Origin of the sequence: Thorsellia kenyensis, assembly GCF_042432445.1 — a bacterium.
Taxonomy (GTDB): Bacteria; Pseudomonadota; Gammaproteobacteria; order Enterobacterales; family Thorselliaceae; genus Thorsellia; species Thorsellia kenyensis.
The window spans coordinates 14,863-34,130 of the sequence record NZ_JBHLXE010000087.1 but is presented as its reverse complement, the minus strand read 5'-3'; the positions used below and the strand labels follow the sequence as shown (position 1 = coordinate 34,130).

General features: G+C 34.8%; 17 protein-coding genes and 7 tRNA genes. 14 read left to right on the top strand and 10 right to left on the bottom strand.

All coding sequences use genetic code 11. The annotated features are described in order from the left end of the window. Window positions 1–94: 94 nt before the first annotated feature. Window positions 95–841 carry a Nif3-like dinuclear metal center hexameric protein gene (locus ACFFIT_RS07815; RefSeq protein ID WP_385877108.1) on the top strand — a complete coding sequence of 249 codons (747 nt, stop codon included), beginning with the start codon at window positions 95–97 and terminating at the stop codon, window positions 839–841. A gap of 67 nt (window positions 842–908) precedes the next feature. Here the strand turns inward: ACFFIT_RS07815 and ACFFIT_RS07810 are convergent. The 8 genes from ACFFIT_RS07810 to ACFFIT_RS07775 all read right to left on the bottom strand — a co-directional run bounded on the left by ACFFIT_RS07810 (window position 909) and on the right by ACFFIT_RS07775 (window position 5,993). Next, a tRNA-Gln gene (locus ACFFIT_RS07810) sits at window positions 909–983 on the bottom strand. A gap of 29 nt (window positions 984–1,012) precedes the next feature. After that, window positions 1,013–1,087 (bottom strand) — tRNA-Gln (locus tag ACFFIT_RS07805). A 41-nt stretch (window positions 1,088–1,128) separates the two neighbouring features. Next, window positions 1,129–1,213 (bottom strand) — tRNA-Leu (locus tag ACFFIT_RS07800). Window positions 1,214–1,218: 5 nt separating this feature from the next. After that, window positions 1,219–1,295 (bottom strand) — tRNA-Met (locus tag ACFFIT_RS07795). 148 nt (window positions 1,296–1,443) lie between these two features. Continuing rightward, window positions 1,444–2,904 carry an aminoacyl-histidine dipeptidase gene (locus ACFFIT_RS07790; protein ID WP_385877107.1) on the bottom strand — a complete coding sequence of 487 codons (1,461 nt, stop codon included), beginning with the start codon at window positions 2,902–2,904 and terminating at the stop codon, window positions 1,444–1,446. A gap of 58 nt (window positions 2,905–2,962) precedes the next feature. Continuing rightward, window positions 2,963–4,150, bottom strand: a complete 1,188-nt coding sequence (gene ampH, locus ACFFIT_RS07785; RefSeq protein WP_385877093.1) for a D-alanyl-D-alanine-carboxypeptidase/endopeptidase AmpH — start codon at window positions 4,148–4,150, stop codon at window positions 2,963–2,965. Between the two features lie 11 nt (window positions 4,151–4,161). Next, window positions 4,162–5,235, bottom strand: coding sequence for a methyltransferase (locus tag ACFFIT_RS07780; protein WP_385877092.1), 1,074 nt, complete (start codon window positions 5,233–5,235; stop codon window positions 4,162–4,164). A 257-nt stretch (window positions 5,236–5,492) separates the two neighbouring features. Then, window positions 5,493–5,993, bottom strand: coding sequence for a hypothetical protein (locus ACFFIT_RS07775; protein ID WP_385877091.1), 501 nt, complete (start codon window positions 5,991–5,993; stop codon window positions 5,493–5,495). A gap of 558 nt (window positions 5,994–6,551) precedes the next feature. On the opposite strand from ACFFIT_RS07775, the gene ftsB reads away from it, so the two are divergent. From ftsB to ACFFIT_RS07750, 5 genes are all read left to right on the top strand, one after another. Further along, window positions 6,552–6,836 (top strand): cell division protein FtsB, encoded by a 285-nt coding sequence (ftsB, locus tag ACFFIT_RS07770; RefSeq protein WP_385877090.1) that lies wholly within the window; start codon window positions 6,552–6,554, stop codon window positions 6,834–6,836. 33 nt (window positions 6,837–6,869) lie between these two features. Continuing rightward, entirely contained in the window at window positions 6,870–7,616 is a 747-nt protein-coding gene (gene ispD, locus ACFFIT_RS07765; RefSeq protein WP_385877089.1) for a 2-C-methyl-D-erythritol 4-phosphate cytidylyltransferase, read from the top strand. A 28-nt stretch (window positions 7,617–7,644) separates the two neighbouring features. Next, window positions 7,645–8,118 (top strand): 2-C-methyl-D-erythritol 2,4-cyclodiphosphate synthase, encoded by a 474-nt coding sequence (gene ispF, locus ACFFIT_RS07760; protein ID WP_385877088.1) that lies wholly within the window; start codon window positions 7,645–7,647, stop codon window positions 8,116–8,118. Between the two features lie 3 nt (window positions 8,119–8,121). Then, window positions 8,122–8,766, top strand: coding sequence for a protein-L-isoaspartate(D-aspartate) O-methyltransferase (locus tag ACFFIT_RS07755; RefSeq protein ID WP_385877087.1), 645 nt, complete (start codon window positions 8,122–8,124; stop codon window positions 8,764–8,766). 133 nt (window positions 8,767–8,899) lie between these two features. Then, window positions 8,900–10,003, top strand: a complete 1,104-nt coding sequence (locus ACFFIT_RS07750; protein WP_385877086.1) for a peptidoglycan DD-metalloendopeptidase family protein — start codon at window positions 8,900–8,902, stop codon at window positions 10,001–10,003. A 572-nt stretch (window positions 10,004–10,575) separates the two neighbouring features. Here the strand turns inward: ACFFIT_RS07750 and ung are convergent. Further along, entirely contained in the window at window positions 10,576–11,229 is a 654-nt protein-coding gene (gene ung, locus ACFFIT_RS07745; protein WP_385877085.1) for a uracil-DNA glycosylase, read from the bottom strand. 240 nt (window positions 11,230–11,469) lie between these two features. Between ung and hemN the strand changes: the two genes are divergently transcribed. Next, window positions 11,470–12,855, top strand: a complete 1,386-nt coding sequence (gene hemN / locus ACFFIT_RS07740) for an oxygen-independent coproporphyrinogen III oxidase (RefSeq protein ID WP_385877084.1) — start codon at window positions 11,470–11,472, stop codon at window positions 12,853–12,855. 262 nt (window positions 12,856–13,117) lie between these two features. On the opposite strand, the gene rraB is transcribed toward hemN, so the two are convergent. Further along, window positions 13,118–13,525 carry a ribonuclease E inhibitor RraB gene (gene rraB / locus ACFFIT_RS07735; protein WP_385877083.1) on the bottom strand — a complete coding sequence of 136 codons (408 nt, stop codon included), beginning with the start codon at window positions 13,523–13,525 and terminating at the stop codon, window positions 13,118–13,120. A 422-nt stretch (window positions 13,526–13,947) separates the two neighbouring features. Between rraB and rhlB the strand changes: the two genes are divergently transcribed. The 7 genes from rhlB to ACFFIT_RS07700 all read left to right on the top strand — a co-directional run bounded on the left by rhlB (window position 13,948) and on the right by ACFFIT_RS07700 (window position 19,265). After that, window positions 13,948–15,252, top strand: coding sequence for an ATP-dependent RNA helicase RhlB (gene rhlB / locus ACFFIT_RS07730; protein ID WP_385877082.1), 1,305 nt, complete (start codon window positions 13,948–13,950; stop codon window positions 15,250–15,252). Then, window positions 15,249–16,835, top strand: a complete 1,587-nt coding sequence (locus ACFFIT_RS07725; protein ID WP_385877081.1) for a Ppx/GppA phosphatase family protein — start codon at window positions 15,249–15,251, stop codon at window positions 16,833–16,835. The genes rhlB and ACFFIT_RS07725 overlap by 4 nt, the downstream gene beginning before the upstream one ends. A 30-nt stretch (window positions 16,836–16,865) precedes the next feature. Continuing rightward, window positions 16,866–17,441, top strand: coding sequence for a CDP-diacylglycerol--glycerol-3-phosphate 3-phosphatidyltransferase (pgsA, locus tag ACFFIT_RS07720; RefSeq protein ID WP_385877080.1), 576 nt, complete (start codon window positions 16,866–16,868; stop codon window positions 17,439–17,441). Window positions 17,442–17,624: 183 nt separating this feature from the next. Beyond that, window positions 17,625–17,700: transfer RNA gene (locus ACFFIT_RS07715), tRNA-Gly, on the top strand. 14 nt (window positions 17,701–17,714) lie between these two features. Beyond that, window positions 17,715–17,788 (top strand) — tRNA-Cys (locus tag ACFFIT_RS07710). A 16-nt stretch (window positions 17,789–17,804) separates the two neighbouring features. Continuing rightward, a tRNA-Leu gene (locus ACFFIT_RS07705) sits at window positions 17,805–17,891 on the top strand. Window positions 17,892–18,281: 390 nt separating this feature from the next. Next, window positions 18,282–19,265 (top strand): tyrosine-type recombinase/integrase, encoded by a 984-nt coding sequence (locus ACFFIT_RS07700; RefSeq protein ID WP_385877079.1) that lies wholly within the window; start codon window positions 18,282–18,284, stop codon window positions 19,263–19,265. Window positions 19,266–19,268 lie beyond the last annotated feature (3 nt).

The window sequence follows — 19,268 nt, the reverse complement described above, 5'->3', positions numbered from 1 at the left end:
TTTTTAAGTTTAGTTTAATATTTAGCTATGTAAATATATTTTTCATGTTTATTTTAATGTAAGGAGTCATATGACCATTTCAACCCATACTAATATGATCACGCTTAAGCAATTACTCACTTCTTTAGATGCATTATTAGAAGTTGAGAATTATCAAGACTATGCCCCTAATGGTTTACAGGTAGAGGGTAAAAAAAATATTACTAAGATTGTTACCGGTGTAACAGCGAGCGAAGCATTAATAGAAAAAGCCATAGAACTTAATGCAGATGCAATTTTAGTCCATCATGGTTATTTCTGGAAAAATGAACCTGTAACCATAACTGGAATGAAAAAAAGAAGAATAGAGAAACTAATAAAGCATGATATCAATCTTTTAGCATACCATCTTCCTTTAGATGGTCACATGCATTTAGGAAATAATGTGCAGCTAGCTCAGTTACTAGACATTAAAATCAATGGTGAAATAATGCCTTTGGTTTTACATGGGGAATTCGAAAGACCTATGACATGGCAAGAAGTTAGTCAGTTGTTGCATGATAGATTAGATCGTGTGCCTTTGCATTCTGGTGGCAATGTTTCTCGCCTCATTAAGACAGTGGCCTGGTGTACAGGGGGAGGGCAGGGTTTTATTGATAAGGCTGCAGAGTTTGGTGTTGATGCTTATCTGTCAGGTGAAATTTCTGAAAGCACTGTACATATAGCAAGGGAAATGGGGATTCATTTTTTTTCTGCAGGACATCATGCAACAGAAAGATATGGTATAAAAGCTTTAGGAGAGTGGGTTAAAAATAATTTTGGTATAGAAGTTATATTCGTAGATGTTGATAATCCGGCTTAACAGAGTAAGCCTAATAATTAGTTTCGGCCTTTTAGGGTCGAAATAAAGATAGTCAGCTTTACCAGTATGGCTGGGGTACCAGGATTCGAACCTGGGCGTGGCGGGATCAAAACCCGCTGCCTTACCGCTTGGCTATACCCCAAAAGAAGATTTTTATATTTGGAATTAATTTGGCTGGGGTACCAGGATTCGAACCTGGGCGTGGCGGGATCAAAACCCGCTGCCTTACCGCTTGGCTATACCCCAAAAGAATTTGTGTTACCAGACATAGATATCACATCTAAGAATGGTGCGGGAGGCGAGACTTGAACTCGCACACCTTGCGGCGCTAGAACCTAAATCTAGTGCGTCTACCAATTTCGCCACTCCCGCATACATGGTGGCTACGACGGGAATCGAACCTGTGACCCCAACATTATGAGTGTTGTGCTCTAACCAGCTGAGCTACGTAGCCATTTGTGAAGTTCGTTTCCGACTTAACGGTGCGCATTATCCTAATTACTGAGTCACTCGTCAACCACTTTTTTAAAAAAAAGGATAAAAAAGTGATTGAGTGATGTTGTTATAATCAATTTGGTGGATTATTGCGCTTTTTTTGGGTCTTAAACATCGGGTATAGCCTTAAGCAATGAAATTAGAAATTGCCAATATTTTTCTACGCTCTTAATATCTACCCTTTCATCAGGGGAGTGAGCTCCTTTGATTGTAGGACCAATAGATATAATATCTAAATTAGGGTAAGGTTTTTTTATTAGCCCACATTCAAGGCCTGCATGGATGACCATAGTTTTAAGTTCCATACCGAATAGATCTGCATATTTTTCTTTTGCTACACTTAGCATGTCCGAATGCATATCCGGTGCCCATCCTGGATAATCGCTTTGTGTCGTAAATTGAGCACCAACTAAGCCAGCAAGTGATTTCAATTCATTAACTAGCGCATATTTTCCAGCATCTACTAAAGAGCGAACTAATGAAATAATCTCTATGTGATCTGTTTGTGTTGAAATCACACCAAGATTTAATGATGTTTCAGTAACTCCTTGCGCTGCATCACTCATTCTAATGACACCATTCGGGTGCGCATTGATTAGATTGATAAATTGACTTGTTGTCTTTTTATCAAAAATTGATTCATTTATTGCATTTAAAGGTTGTAATGTTAAGCTAAGGTTAGGGGCTTTGATATGATAAATAGTTTTTAATTTATTTAGGTGATCAATTAAAAAAGTGTCAATTTTTGCTTTTTGCTCTTTAGTTAATGAGAGCAAAGCACTGGCTGATCTTGGTATTGCATTTCTTAACGAGCCACCATTAAAACTGGCGAGATTAATTGCAAACTGGTTATTAAGGGAAAATAAAACTTCTGCTAAAAGTTTATTAGCGTTACCTAACCCTTTGTGGATATCGATACCTGAATGGCCTCCTTTTAAACCTTGCAAAGTGAGTTCATAAAATTCTTGGTCTTCGGGCTTGGCTACTCTACTAATCGGTAATTGCAGCACAACATCTGTTCCCCCTGCACACCCCACATAAACATCACCTTCTTCTTCTGCATCTGTGTTTATCATAATATCTGCATTTAACCAGTTAGGCTTTAAACCAAAAGCACCCACCATACCAGTTTCTTCTGATGCAGTTAGTAATACTTCTATTGGTCCATGGCTAACAGAAGGATCAAATAAAACTGCCAAAGCTGATGCCATACCTATACCATTGTCTGCCCCTAATGTGGTATCGGTCGCTTTCACCCAGCCATCAACAATTTGAGGGAGTATGGGATCTTTAGAGAAATCATGTGGAGAATTTTCTCTTTTTTGGGCCACCATATCTAGATGAGCTTGAAGCACAACAGTTTTCTTATTTTCAAAACCTTTACTTGCTGGTTTTTTTAATAATAAGTTACCCACATCATCTTTTAAGCATTCGATATCATATTCTTTTGCCCAGCTTTCTACTTGTTTAGTGATAGCTTCTTCTTGATGGGATGGGCGAGGAATTTTACAAATATCATTAAAAATTTCCCAAAGACGTGAGGGAGTAAGCTGAGTAATAGGTTTGATTGAATCTGGCACGATATGAGTCCTCTTTTTAATGTTTAATTTAATAACAATTTAAATGTTATAACGATAATTCTGCAAGTTTTGCTACTAATTGATTTACATTGTCACTCATTCCTTTGAACCGACTTTCATTTGTCCTTGTGACAACAGTAAATACACCAATGTTTTTTTCAGGAATTAATGCCATATAGGTAACAAAACCTCCACCCCCCCCTGTTTTTTGGATAATTCTAGGGGTATTTAATTCATCATTTGGATCAAGTACAGCCCAGCCTAGTCCAAAGTAAGTGGCTTTACCAGGGACATCCATGCCAATAATTTCAGCAAATTGTTCTCTTTTAAAGCCAGCCCAGAGTAATTCTTTGGTTAGACGTTTGGAAGGTTGATTAGAACGATTCAAAAAACCCTGCATCCAGTTACCTATATCTTCAGGGGTTGAATAAATCCCTCCACTTCCATGGGCTGCACGATTATCTTGGCATGGACCATAGTTAAACCCTCTCATTAAAGTATCACATTGAGCTTGGCTTGGAGTGAGTGTGGTATTGCGCATATTATTTGGAGAAAAAACATATTTTTGTAAGAGTTGTTCAAAGGGTTGGCCTGTTGCATTACTCATAGCATCAGCCAGTAAATCATAGCCAAGATTTGAATAACTGATTGTTGTCATTGCTGGAGCATCTGGGACAGCAGAAGGTAAATATTGCCATCTATCTTGGTAAGTTGGCCAAGTAAATACAGCTCTTTTACCAGGTTTATTCGGTTGTTCTCGTGGTAATCCACTGGCGTGAATGGCTAAAGATAACAGAGTAATTGGGTGGTTGGGATCGAGAAGTGGAACTTTCTTACCCTTTGGGGCATACTGTGAAAGAGGATCATCAATATTGACAATGTTTTCATCAACTAAATTCATCAATACCTCGCTGACCATTGGTTTAGTCAGAGAAGCAATTCGGATGAGTGAAGTAGGTCGAGGGAGTTTTCCATTCCCTTTTATGGTTTCCCCATGACTCAAAAATAAGCGTGTATCATTATGAATTACAACCATTGCCATGCCTTCTGCTTTTGCCTCGTTAAATATTTTAAGGGCATATTCTTGTGCTAATGCTTCTTTATCATATGATGAGGCCGCATTTGTGGCTAAACTTACCATGCTCAAGGTAAGTAGTAAAAAACATCTTTGTGATAAAAATCTGACTAACTTTGTCAAAACTGACGGATAGCTATGTTCTGATAGTAAAAACATACATAATTCCTTTACTTTGATAGTTTTATAGATTGATAAATGATAAATTTGGTGTTTTTTTCCAGAATCTCAACATTATTGAAAACGCTAAACATGATTTCTTCATAAGGTAAAAATCCATTAGCAACTATACGAAGAGCACCTTCAGCTCTTAAGTAGAGCGGAGCATTTTTGATGAGAGACTCAGTAAGACTATAATCCGTTTGTTTTCCATCATGAAATGGAGGGTTTGCAATTATCATATCAAATTTACCAGTCACTTCACTGAATAGGTCTGAAGCAATAACTGTTGCTTGGGTGTCAATAAAGCTTAAGTTATGCAATGCACTGGTAATCGCTTGAGCTTGAGAGTCGGCAAGTGTCCATTTTAAATTTGGAAACAGTTCATGAAGTGCTAATGTCATTACGCCAGCCCCAGAGCATAAATCCAATATATCTGCAGACATTTTGGGTTGGCTTAAAAATTTTAAGGGGTATGACGGCTTATGTGATTTAAGTGCATTCTTTTTGTTTTTAAAAGAATGAATCAAAAGGTCAGTACCTAAATCTAAATGTTGCCTACTAAAGACTCCAGGCAATGCGTGATGCTTAATTTTATCATTAAGAAAGTAGGTAAACCAAAAGTGATCAACTATGAATAAAGGTATCGATTTAATTTTAGCATAATAAAGGCTGCATCTTTTGGCTGTATCAATTTTTTGCCAGCTTAAAAGATCGTCAAAACGATTTTCTATGCTTCTTACCCCTATTCTGTTTTCGCCAACTATCAATATTTCTAATCCTTCGTGACTTATTGATAATAATTGGGTTAATTGAAAAATGGCTTCGTCCTTACTTTTGGGCCAATAATAAACAAGTAATGTGCTTCCTGAGATTTCTTTCTCATCGAAAATTGTTCCGAATGTTGAATTAATTTTTGATTTAAGGAGACGAATGTGATGATGGAATTGTGAGGTTAAAACTTTTGCGTGAGGGAACTTAGCTGCATAGTTGTCTTGTATATCGCCTGCAAATAATAGATTGTGCTGAGTTAGCAAATCAGAATGTCTTTCTAGTATTTGACTGGCAAGTGACATAGTTTTCATGGATTCTTCTTATATAAATAGGGGTCTTAGTAGACGGGGTATTTGAACAGTGGAATGCTTTCATAGCATGGTGTTTTAATCATGTTGATTGTAAGAATATATAAAACGTCTCATTAATACATTCAAGACGCATGTGGTTATTTTCATCTTATAAATCATAAACATTATTGTCGCTTAATTCTACAACATTAAAGTGGCTAATTAAAGGGCCCCCTTGAGGGAGCATATAAGAAAAAATATCTTTAGGAAAATTCAATTTACTCCGTTAGAAATTCATTTTGAGTTGACTCATAGCGAATCTTGATAAGTTTCCTAACTTGATTCTTGATATTAAATAGATATTTTTCAATAATAGATTTCACATATTGAGGATTGTTGAGCTGTCTGTCGTCATTTAAGACAATTTTACCGATTTTAATACCATTATCGGCTTCAATATTAAAAAGAGCATGGCTGACAATTGTATATTCATTGAGTAAAAAAGGATCATTGTTCCCCATCACATCAAGGTAAATAATCACATCAAATTTGAGCGATTCACTTATTGCTTGACTAAGGAGTGGAATGTCATTGATATCTCCTACTTGGTGGCAATCTTCTAGTGAACATTGCATATCTAAGGAGGGGATTATTTCTAAAAATTGCTCTTGAAGAACTAATATTTTCTCTTTAACTGTACTATTCATATTTACTATGAGAGCACATTCGATGATGTGATCTAAAAAAAAATCATTCCAATTTACAGTTTCTTTCGACATATTATTCCTCTATCGATTTAGAATTGTTTATATAAAATTAACAGGAGGCGTATGTAAGATTGTTCTCTTTTTATTTCAGTTACCCAATAGTTAAGGGATACCACTATTTTCAAAAAAGGGTGATTAAGAGTCATTTAAAACCATCTTTTACATTCGAGAGACAGAAATTTATATGTTCTACTGCTAAATTTTGACGCCGGTAAAATACAAAGTAGCTTCAGATATATAAAAGGATTATATCTTTTTTTGCAGGTGTATTTCAATCGATTATCATGAACCTTTTAAATGATGCATTAGGATGTAATTTCTAATATAATGCATTACATGAATTAATGTGTCTTTTTGATTCATAGCTATTTCTTACTATAAAGAAGATACTCTTGTACTGATTTGAGAATGACTAACTTAAACGAGTTAATCGCTACGATTCATTAAAACTCAATTGCCCTCTTAGTATTTAATGATTAATCACGATTTGACAAAATATATCAAATCAAATCAAATCAAATCAAATCTTAGTTTTGTTTGGTTGAATTATTTTTTAAACATAAAAAAATCATGAAAATTTTTACTTTTATTCTATTTTCGCTTTTATTACTCAGTCAATACAATTATTGGTATGGAAAAAACGGCTTGTTGGAATATAAACAATTAAAAGCTGATGTAGAAAAACAAACTCAATACGCAGCTGTTCTAAAACAGCGTAATCAACGCATGTTCGCCGAAATAAGAGATTTAACCAGTGGCTTAGGCGCCATTGAAGAACGTGCTCGAAGTGAATTAAACATGATAAAACCGGATGAAACCTTTTATCGTGTCTATCAAAAAAATTTGCAGCCTTAAGTTAAGTTAAATTACAATTATAAACAATAAAACATGTCCATCAATCTAACGTATGAATTCATTGTCATTATTCCAGCGGCTGGAATGGGAAGTAGGATGCAGGCCACTTTGCCTAAGCAATATTTAAATGTAATGGGGCAAACTATTTTAACCCATACGGTTAATGCTTTAAGTAAACATCCTAAATTGGTAAAATTTATTATAGCCGTTTCAAAAAATGATTCTTTTATTCATCAAATCCCTTTTTGCGACAAAATTTCGATTGATGTCATAGAGGGGGGGGAAGAGCGAGCTGATTCAGTTTTGTCCGGTGTATCGTATGCTCAAAAAAAATACCAACCGAAATGGATATTGGTTCATGATGCAGCGAGGCCTTTAATTACAAAAAATGATGTTGAATGTTTAATTGATAGTTTAGGCTCTGAAGCATTTTATCTTACGCAATCGATTGGTGCCATCTTAGCGACACCACTAAAAGATACGATAAAAAAAATTAGCCATCTCGAGCATGGAATTTATACAGAAAAAACCGAACCACGAGAGAAGCTTTGGGCTGCGCAAACCCCTCAAATTTTTCCAACAAAAACACTCCTCGATGCCTTATATTTTTGTAAGAAAGAAGGTCTGTCCGTTACTGATGAAGCGTCGGCAATAGAACTTTTTGGTGGGCGAACATTTATTGTTCAAGGTAGTTCAAGTAATATTAAACTTACAGAACCTGCTGATTTAGAATATATAAAGTTTGTATTAAATAAAAGACTTAACCAATTACCTAGTTGATTTGATTGATTATAGGAAGGAATTTTTTATGAGAATAGGTCACGGATTTGATGTACATGCTTTTGGAAATGAAGGTCCTTTAATTATTGGTGGTGTTCCAATTGAGTATCCTAAAGGATTTATAGCGCATTCTGATGGCGATGTATTATTGCATGCGCTAACTGACGCTTTATTAGGTGCTGCTGCTATGGGTGATATTGGTCAATTATTTCCGGATAGCGATCCTGCTTATAAAGGAATAGATAGCAGGATATTATTAAAAAAAGCATGGCAAAAAATTCAAAATGAAGGGTATGAAGTTATTAATATTGATATTACATTGATGGCTCAAGCCCCTAAAATGGCACCTCATATACCTCAAATGAGAATCAACATTGCAGATGATTTAAATATTCATTTTGAGCAAGTAAATGTTAAAGCCACAACTACAGAGCAGTTAGGTTTTGTAGGTCGGCAAGAGGGTATAGCCTGTGCAGCAGTAGTTTTGATATCAAAAAGGTAAATTATGATTCCTAATTTTGAATTGTTAACACCCTCAGTAAAAAATATGCTCAATCAGTTGGTTAATTGGGGTATTAAAGATTCTGCGATTCTTAAGGCCATGAGCGAAGTACCAAGAGAACGTTTTATTGACGAAGCATTAGCTCATCAAGCTTATGATAATCTAGCTCTACCTATTGGAAGTGGTCAAACTATTTCTCAACCCTATGTTGTGGCTAGAATGACGGAGTTACTTGCTTTGAGATCCAATGATAAAGTATTAGAAATTGGCACAGGAACTGGTTATCAAACTGCGATATTAACTAAACTAGTTAGTCAAGTATTTACCGTTGAGAGAATTAAATCTCTTCAATGGACTGCGTATAGACGACTTCAGTCGATAGACATTTATAATGTATCTTCTAAGCATGGAGATGGATGGGATGGATGGAAAAGTAACGCTCCTTTTAATGGCATCATAGTGACCGCAGCGCCAAAAGAAATTCCTGTTTCATTACTTTATCAACTAGCTGAAGGCGGTAGATTGGTTTTACCTGTGGGTGAAGAACAACAAATTTTGAAAGTTATCACCAGACGCTATGATAAATTTTATATTGAAGAAATAGAAGCAGTAAAATTTGTTCCTCTCATCAATGGAGAGTTAGCGTAATCTCCTTCAAATAGACCAAGTTAAAAACATTGTGTATAATCTTTTGAATTTATTGCAGTAAGAAACTAATATTTCTTATTACTTACAACGGCTTTTGATAATCTATCTGGCCATAAAATAAGCAGGGGATCCTATGAATTTACCCAATTCACTAGACGTAAAAATGAAAAATAAACAAACCTTGAATCGCTTGAAATTGACTTACACACTACCAGCCATTTTGGTTTCTATAATTTTGTCTGGTTGTGCACGCAATGAAGGGCCTGCGCCAGTTGTTTCTGTAAATGGCAATGTAGACTCAATGGCACAATCAGGACAAATATATCAGCAAGAGGGTTCTGGTAGTGTAGGGATTGTCCCATTACAACCAGAAGGAAGTAGTAGTTCATTCAATACACAACAATCAACAGGCTATCAGCCTATGAACTTAAATTCTCAACCTGTCCAAAATACGCCAAACACTCAATATAATCAAGCTATGACAACCTCTCAGGTGCCTCAAAGAGACTATAACTCGATTCCAAAAGGAAGTTTTTCTGGCACGACATACACAGTACAACCGGGAGATACCCTTTTTTATGTTGCTTGGATAACAGGTTCAAATGTCAATGAACTTGCAAGTTTAAATGGCTTGACCTATCCGTACGCTCTAAATTCAGGGCAACAATTAACCATTTCTAACCAAGTTAATCCTACCACGTATAATTCTCAGCAAGGTTATGCTGCTTCTTCAACTTTTTACACTAATTCAGAACCTCAATCACAGCCACAAGCGGCGAGTAGTGGAAAAATGCTTTCACAAGCTAATCCTGCTGTCTCATCCACCTCTGCAAACATGAGTAGTGGGTCTTTAAGTCAGGTAAGCTCTAAAGGTTTTAGATGGCCAACTGAAGGCAACGTAATACTTGGATTTTCTAAAGCTGATGGTGGAAGTAAAGGAATTGAAATTTCGGGTGTACAAGGTCAACCTGTATTTGCGTCTAAAGGCGGTAAAGTTGTTTATGCAGGTAATGCACTTGCGGGCTACGGTAACTTAATCATTATAAACCATGACGATGAATACCTGAGTGCTTATGCCCATAATGATACGATTATGATCACTGAAGGCGAGAGCGTTCAAGGAGGACAGCAAATTGCAACTATGGGAAATACAGGAACGGATAGAGTAAAACTTTATTTCGAAATCAGATATAAAGGCGTTTCTACCGATCCAATTCCATTTTTACCAGCAAAATAATAGTAAATTATTAGCCTATCGAATCCTTTGAAACGAGTAAATCAATAGTTTGATAGGCTGATATTTTCATAAGTTCAAAGCATAGCGAAAACATCAAATTAAATAAGTGCAAAACACCTAAATTCGAAAGAAAAAAATTGTCTTCGAGGTCAAGTTGAATGTTGACGATAATAAGATTAAGATTTTTTTATTTGCAGAGCGTACCTGAGACTCTTAATCAACAGAAGTTATATCAAGTTACGACAGAGTTCTATTCTGATTGCTACTCAATCGGTGTTAAGTAATTATAAACTTGCATCTTCAGTCAATTGAGCATATTGGATAAAGAAAAAGAAGAATAGAAGTGATCAAGGAGTTGTCTATCACTATAAATCTTCGCAAAACAGGAGCTCTTTGAGTAAGACTTAAATAAATAGCCAAAATCTCTTAGGTAAGGAGAAGATAGCCTTTTGGTTTATTTATAACTTATTCCCTTCGTTGTTTGTCATAATTTAGTGAATAGTGTTACTGGCAACAGACTTTATTCTATTTGTTTAAAAAGACCTATGATAACGTATATTAATTTAACTTGCCTACATCGTCCAATTGATGATGTCCTGATTATTTCTTTGTAATAAACTATTGCTTTGCTTGAAATGACCACAGGTAATAAATCCCCTATGAGCAGACAAAGGTGAAGGGTGAGGGGCTTTTAATATGTAATGCTTTTTTTCATCAATTAAAGCTGATTTTTTTTGGGCATATTTCCCCCAAAGTAAAAATATAACTCCTTGTCTATGCTTATTGATCGTTCTAATAACTTCATCAGTAAAAAATTGCCAACCAATATTTGAATGGGAATTGGCTTCATTTGCTTCTACAGTTAATGTTGCATTCAATAAAAAAACACCTTGTTTTGCAAGAAAGCTTAAATCTCCATCAGTAGGAATTGTTTGTTCTGGGTAATCATAAGAAATTGCCTTATAAATATTTTTTAATGAAGGAGGAATTGCGACTCCTTTATTGACAGAGAAGGCTAATCCATTTGCTTGATTAGGGCCATGATAAGGATCCTGACCTAGTATGACAATTTTAATCTCATTTAGAGGGGTGAGCTCAAAGGCATTAAATAATTTTTCATCGGTTGGATAAATGGTCTTTTTTTTTCTTTCATTTTGAATCTGCAACAAAATAGTGCTTAGTAGACTCTCAGTCTCAGGTAAATTAAAAAAATCATTCCAAGTCATAAATTTTCCATTTTAATTAGTATAAATAAATCTCATTGTGTAAATTATTATGTACATAAGTAGGTAGGTTGTTATTATTAAAAAAATAAATAAGTAACAACAGATCCATGTTAAAATATACTTTTTTGTTATATATCAAATCCTAAAAAAATCAAATAAGTTAAAATTTGCATCTAATAACGATAAATTCATTAAGTATGTAAACAAATTTCAACATCTATTTTTCTGATTGAGGTAACTATGCCTGAATTAATTCTACCTAAAGAACTGATAGCCAAAATGGATAAAGCAGGGCCAAGATATACCTCTTATCCTACAGCGGATAAATTTAATTCCAGCTATAATGAACAAACGCATAAAAATACGCTAAGTTTATTAGAAAAAGATGCAACTAATGAAATAAATTCACTTTATTTTCACATTCCTTTTTGTAAATCAGTCTGCTTTTATTGTGCGTGTAATAAAGTGATTACAATGCATCAATACCGTGCAGACAGTTATGTAGACATTTTACTTAAAGAAATAGCGTTAGTCTCATCTCATTTTGATAAAAAAATTAAAGTTGGTCAAATCCATTTTGGTGGAGGTACCCCAACATATATATCAGATGAGCAAATAGCTAAAATACTATTAGAAGTAAAAAAATATTTTGATGTTACAGAAGATCTTGAGTGTGGAATTGAAATAGATCCTCGCACAGTAGATCATAAACGATTAATATATCTTCAAACGTTAGGATTTAATAGAATTAGTATCGGAGTTCAAGATTTTGATGGGGATGTTCAAAAAGCAGTACACCGAATTCAACCTTTCAGACAAGTTGCAGAACTTTATTTGACAGCAAAAAAACTAGGTATACCCTCAATTAATATGGATATGATTTACGGCTTACCGAAGCAAACAGAAGAAACATTTTCCCATAGTTTAGAAACACTTTTAGATTTAAGACCTGACCGAGTTGCACTTTATGCTTATGCTCACATTCCTGAACGGTTTAAACCGCAAAGACGGATAAATGAAGAAGATTTACCTAGTGCAGATGAAAGACTCAAACTGCTTAGTATGGCAATTTACGAGTTAACAAAAGCAGGCTATATCTACATAGGAATGGATCATTTTGCTTTACCTGATGATCCGTTGGCGATAGCAAAAAAAAGGGGAGAATTACAAAGAAATTTTCAGGGCTATTCAACGCACGCCAAAAGTAATTTAATTGCTTTTGGGGTTTCTGCGATTAGTCATATTAATGGCCATTATGCACAGAATCACAAAGAGTTAGATGACTATGTAGAGGCAGTCGAGCAGAATAAACTGCCTACTTTAAGAGGATACTCACTAAGTAAAGATGATTTATTACGTAATGAAGTGATTATGCAGTTAATGTGCAAAGGAAAAATCAGTTTCACTGAGATAGAAGATAAATATAGCATAAATTTTCAAACCTACTTTAGCCGAGAATTGCTGAAGATAAACTCACTCGTTGAAGAGGAACTATGTGTTTTAAACTCAGATTCTCTTGAGGTAACTACTAAAGGATGGTTTTTGATAAGAGCAATTGCAATGCAATTTGATAAGTATTTACAACAAAAGCAAGTTAGGTTGATTAAGTTCTCAAAAATTGTTTAGTTATAAGATAGAGTACAATCGGTTATTAGTTATAAAAAAACGAAGTCGTTTCTCATAAATTAAAAATTTGCTGTGATAGGAAAAAATAGACTAAAAGTCGTGAGATATGGAATATGAAGGGCAATACTTCTTATTTCACTGGGTAAAAAACTAGAGAAATAAGAAGTTATAAAAATAATTAACTAGAGTTTTAGTAAAAATATGTACAGTTTTAAATGAGTATACAATAAAAAGGAATATAGAGAACAAAGAAAAATAAAAGTTAGATTTCTTCTAATTCTTCTGAGCCATCTTCAAAGTAAGTACCCCAACCGTCATATTCAACATTAAAATGCTGACTCATTTGAAGCATCAATTTAATTTGATCGTTGATTATATTTCCATCAAGTGGAATTTCAAAAATGATATCGCAAGTAAATAATAATTCACCTGTTTCTTCATCTTCAAATTCTTCCTCCTCAGTTACGTGAAGATCTACTTGAATAGCGTGGCATGCCATTTTCTCCAATAAGGCTGCATCAGCACTATAGAAATGGTGCTCAATAAGGTAATCTACGTCAGGTAAACTGCCATCGTCTAATAGGTTTTGGATAATTTGTGCAGTTTCTTTTTTTAATTCTGTAAAACGAAGTTGATTTTCTTTGTTCAATTCTGGGTAAGTAATCGCCATAGAGTTATCCTTAATTGTGTTGGAATAAAAAAATAGTAAAGATAATAAATCATTTAGAGCTTAATTTTGCAATTAACTAAAATCAATTATGTAAATATGATTAAACGGATTAAAGGAGCATGTCAAAAATGCATCACATATAAGAATTAATGTGGTTTAAACATTTAAATCATAAAAATATCGAATGTTCTCCATCATCATACACTTGTCTTTGCTTATTGAATAGAAATTTCAATTATGATTAGAGTAAATAATGAATAAATCGAACTTGATATCACAATTATTTGAAAAAATGCTTTAAATCAATAAAAAAAGGTTACATTTTTTTGCTAATATAGTCCATAATCTATACATACTCATTTTTTGATTAATAGACAATTTTTCAAATTTTTTATTTTGTAGCAACATTAATTTGGTAATTTATGCAACATTCTCATTTAACACAAAAAAACTTTAAAGATTTTCCTTTACACTCTGATATTTTAAGTGCACTTGAAGAAAAAGGGTTGTCTTTATGTACACCAATCCAAGCGCAAACACTGCCTTTGACATTAACTGCGAAAGATGTCGCAGGACAAGCGCAAACAGGCACAGGTAAAACACTATCTTTTTTAATCGCAACATTTAACCATCTTTTAAGAAACCAATTTGCTCCTCAAGATAAACAAAAAAATCAACCTAGAGCGATTATTATAGCTCCAACAAGGGAACTTGCTGTACAAATTGCGAATGATGCTAAATTTTTAGCGGATAAACTGAACTTTTCAATTGGGCTTGCCTATGGCGGAGAGGGATATGAAAAGCAAACTAGACAAATTGAACAAGGAATAGATTTACTTATTGGTACCACTGGAAGAATTATTGACTTTACAAAACAAAATATAGTTTCACTAGCTGCGATAGAAGTGATTGTTCTGGATGAAGCTGATCGAATGTTTGACTTAGGTTTTATCAATGATATTCGCTGGATCTTTAGAAGATTACCTAGTCCAACCAAAAGACTAAGTATGATTTTTTCTGCAACGCTTTCGTATAAAGTTAGAGAACTTGCTTTTGAACACATGAACAATGCAGTCTATATTGAAGTAGAACCAGAACAAAAAACAGGGCATAGAATAAAAGAAGAATTGTTTTATCCGGCTATGACCGACAAAATCCCTTTGATATTAACACTACTAGAAGAGGAGTGGCCTGAACGCGCCATAATTTTTGCTAACACAAAGCAAAGCTGTGAAAATGTATGGGGCTATTTAGATGCAGATGGCCATCGTGTGGGTTTATTAACAGGGGACGTACCGCAAAAGAAAAGAATTGCGATATTGGAAGCTTTTACGAAAGGGGATCTAGATATTTTGGTTGCTACGGATGTGGCTGCAAGAGGATTGCACATTCCTATGGTGACACATGTGTTTAACTATGATCTGCCTGACGAGTGCGATGATTATGTACATCGTATTGGTCGAACAGGTAGAGCAGGAGCTAATGGACATGCAATCAGTTTCGCTTGTGAAGATTACTCAATTAATTTGCCTGTAATTGAAACATACATTGGTCATCAAATTCCTGTTACACACTATGACCCGACTAAAATGTTGACGGATATAAAACCTGCAACCAAGGTATTTAATAATAAGGCTGGTAACCGTAATGATACTCGTGGTCCAAGAAGGCATTCAAATTTCAATAGGAATCGTAGAACGCCTAAGCCTCAAACACAGAGCTTATGATTGATATTGCGCATATGACATTTCAAGAACTAAAGGAAAATGAATTTTTTGGTGTTATAGATCTAGGGTCTAATAGTTTTCATTTATTGATTGCTAGGTATTCAGAAGGACACCTTTATCCAGTTAGCCGATTACGGCGAAAAGTTCAATTAGCAAATGGACTTGATGCCTCATTTAATTTGAGTGATGAGGCCATAGCAAGGGGTATTGAATGTATAAGACTTTTTGCTGATAGGATAGGACATTTTGATGCTAAAAATATAAAAAGTGTTGCAACAGCAACACTCAGATTAGCAGAAAATCGAGAGACTTTTCTAAAGCAAGCGAATGAAATTTTAGGGCATAAAATCCAAGTTATAGATGGGGAAGAAGAAGCTAGGCTTATATATCTAGGAGCCTCAAAGAGTATTGCTTCAGTGAATAAACCGTTTGTCTTTGATATAGGTGGGGCTAGTACAGAAGTTATAGTTGGTGACGGAGCAGAGATCAAATTCTTAGCCAGTCTCTCATTAGGGTGCGTAACATGGAAGCAACAATTTTTCCCAAATGATGAGGTTAATGCGGATAATTTTCAACATGCAATTAAAGCAGCGAAAAAATTATTTGAGACCCTGTCTCCTCAATTGATTAATTTGCAGTGGGATATGGTCATCAGTGCCTGTGGAACGGTCCAAACCCTTAATGAAATTTTACTTGCTGAAAAAAAAGGCCCCTTTATATCTCGTGATTTCTTGTATTCCTTGCAAAATAAAATCCTATCCATAGGGACAATAAAAAATTTAAACATTAAAGGACTTTTTTTTGATAAAGCCACAGTATTGCCAAGTGGACTATCTATTTTAATTGCTCTTTTCGAAGTCTTCGATATAGAAGCACTCATGCCGACTGATGGCGCGTTGCGTGAGGGATTAATGTATGCACTAATGAAAGATATAAATGACAGTTCGATAGAACCAAAAACCATGATAAAGCGCATTCAAAAACATTATCAAGTAGATACGGCCCAAGCTAGAAGGGTAACAAATCAAGTTGAGAAGTATTTATTGCAATGCAGCCAGTTAAAACTGCAAAAACAAATAGTTAATCTTATTATTTCAGGAGCTGAACTTCATGAATTAGGGCTGATAGTAGGATTAAAAAATGCCAATCAGCATAGTACATATTTACTTAATCATTTTCCTGGTTCTGGATTCTCTAGCCATGAAAAAAACATATTGGCGTTATGGTTGCAAACCTTACATCCTCAAAAAATAAAAGCCATACAATTTAATAAGCAAAAATTAATGCATCCTAAAATTGCATTGATTTTAGCGTTTTTACTTAAGCTAGCGGTTTTAAGTTGTGTTCATAGGATAGATAGATTAATCATGCCGGTTAATGTAGAGTTACTAAATATAGGGAAATTGTCTTTTGATAATTCATTAAATGATGAGTCATTTGATAAAAATATTAAGAAGGCGGGAATACAATTATTAGTAGAAAAAGCTTATTTTAAACAACACCCTTTAATTCAAAACAGTTTGCAAGAACTCATAGAAGAAGTAAAGTATGACATCAAAATTCATACCAAATTTATAGAATGACATACAACTTATAAAAAAAGAGAGACTAAAATGCCATTTAACATTCCTATACTATTAACTTATTTTAGAATTTTATTGATTCCTGTTTTTGTAATTGCGTTTTATTTACCATTTTCTTGGACATACACTTTTACAGCGGGCATTTTTTTGATTGCAGCCATTACCGATTGGTTTGACGGATTTTTAGCTCGCCGTTGGAATCAAAGTACTCCTTTCGGCGCATTTTTAGATCCTGTAGCTGATAAAGTGATGGTAGCAGTTGCCCTTGTTTTATTAACGGAATATTACAGTACATGGTGGATGTCATTGCCTATAGCCACAATAATCGCTAGGGAAATTATTATATCCTCTTTAAGGGAATGGATGGCTGAATTAGGTAAAAGAGGATTAGTTGCTGTTTCATGGCTTGGAAAGTTAAAAACCACTGCACAAATGACAGCTATTACCTGTCTGTTATGGCATCCTAATAATTGGATTGAATATGCAGGTTTTATTTCTTTATATATTGCAACCCTATTAACTTTTTGGTCTATGTTTCAATATCTAAAAGCTGCCAAAACGGATTTGTTGCGACAAAGTGAAGTAACAACTGAGGCTCAGGAATAAGTTAAAAAATAACGGATTAATTGAATTAAATTGATGAAAAAATGCCTGAATTGATATAAAAAGAAGCAACTAAATCATTTTTTTTAAAATAATTGCAAAAAGAGGTTGACTCATTTTTAGAAATCTATAAAATGCACACCTGTTCAGCGATACTTACTAAAACAAGTTCGTAAGTTACGCAGTGCGGGAATAGCTCAGTTGGTAGAGCGCAACCTTGCCAAGGTTGAGGTCGCGAGTTCGAGCCTCGTTTCCCGCTCCAAGCATGGTTACAAGGGCGCGTTGGCAGAGTGGCCATGCAGTGGATTGCAAATCCATCTACCTCGGTTCGACTCCGGGACGCGCCTCCACAAATGTAGTACACCTGCCCAGGTGGTGAAATCGGTAGACACAAGGGATTTAAAATCCCTCGCCCTTACGGGTGTGCGGGTTCAAGTCCCGCCCTGGGCACCAATTCCTCTTTGGTGATGTTCAAAACATTCAAAATAACTTCAAAAGCAAGCGTTTATAATATTTTATAAAAATTCATTTTTACTATTTTTAACCTAATTTAATATCAATTTCCCCATAAAGTCCCCACTAAAGCCCCACAAAGTCCCCATAATTATACCTATATCTATTCATGCTTTATAAAAATTAACGTTCTTATTTTAATGCCTATCTAAGTGATCAATGTTTGAATCTCTCAAAGAATCTTCAGTTATTTGTCTAACCATATTTATTTTCTTATTTGTATTTACTTTAACCGCTATTTAATCATTTTCTAAAATCAATCATAATTACGTTTTGGGCGCATTTGGGCGCACGTTTGTCCCCACACTTTTAGTCATGAAAAGGATTTATATGGCAAGTATTTCAAAAAATAATAACGGATATCGAGCACAGATTAAAATAAAAGATTTTAGAGAATCAAAAACATTTAATACAAAAAGGGAGGCAACGGAATGGGCTTTCAAACGTGAAAATGAGCTAAGAGAACAAATTACTAACAAGGAAACAAATAAATTTACTCTAAGAGAAGCACTTAGAAGATATTCAAAAGAAATTTCACCCACCAAGCGAGGGATCCGCTGGGAGCAAATTAGACTCGCGGCATTTGAAGAACGAAATCTGCCATTAGAAAAATTTATGTGTGATGTAGATAATGATGATATAGCCCTTTACCGTGATTCGCGATTAAAAGAAGTATCTGGTGCAAGTGTACTACGCGAACTCAATCTACTTTCTTCCGTTTTTGAAATCGCTAGAATTGAGTGGCGCTGGTGTGAGAAAAATCCAGTAAAAGAGATACGCAAGCCACGTAGCCCTAAGCACCGTGAGCGAGTGTTAAGTTGGTATGAAATCAGGGCAATGCTTAAAATCTTAGGCTACAAAACAACAGGGAAAATTACTTCAAATAAACAAGCCGTTGCTGTTTGTATGCTAGTTGCATTGAGAACAGGCATGCGGGCAGGAGAATTGTGCGGATTAGAATGGTCTCATGTATTTGAGAGACATGTTCATTTGCCGTTAACAAAAAATGGTAATTCCAGAAATGTACCTTTGTCAAATAAAGCAAAAGGATTAATAGAAAGAATGCGTGGTGTAGATGATGTTTTAGTGTTTGGCATGACGTCCCAAACATTATCTTCAGCATTTAAAAAACAGAGGCAAAGAGCGGGTTTAAGTGGATTTACTTGGCATGATACCAGACATACGGCCGCAACCATGCTAAGTAAAAAACTAAAAGTACTTGATCTGTGTAAAATGTTTGGATGGAGCGATCCTAAAATGGCGATGGTTTATTATAATCCGCATGCATCATCGCTTGCGGATTATCTCAACTAGTTC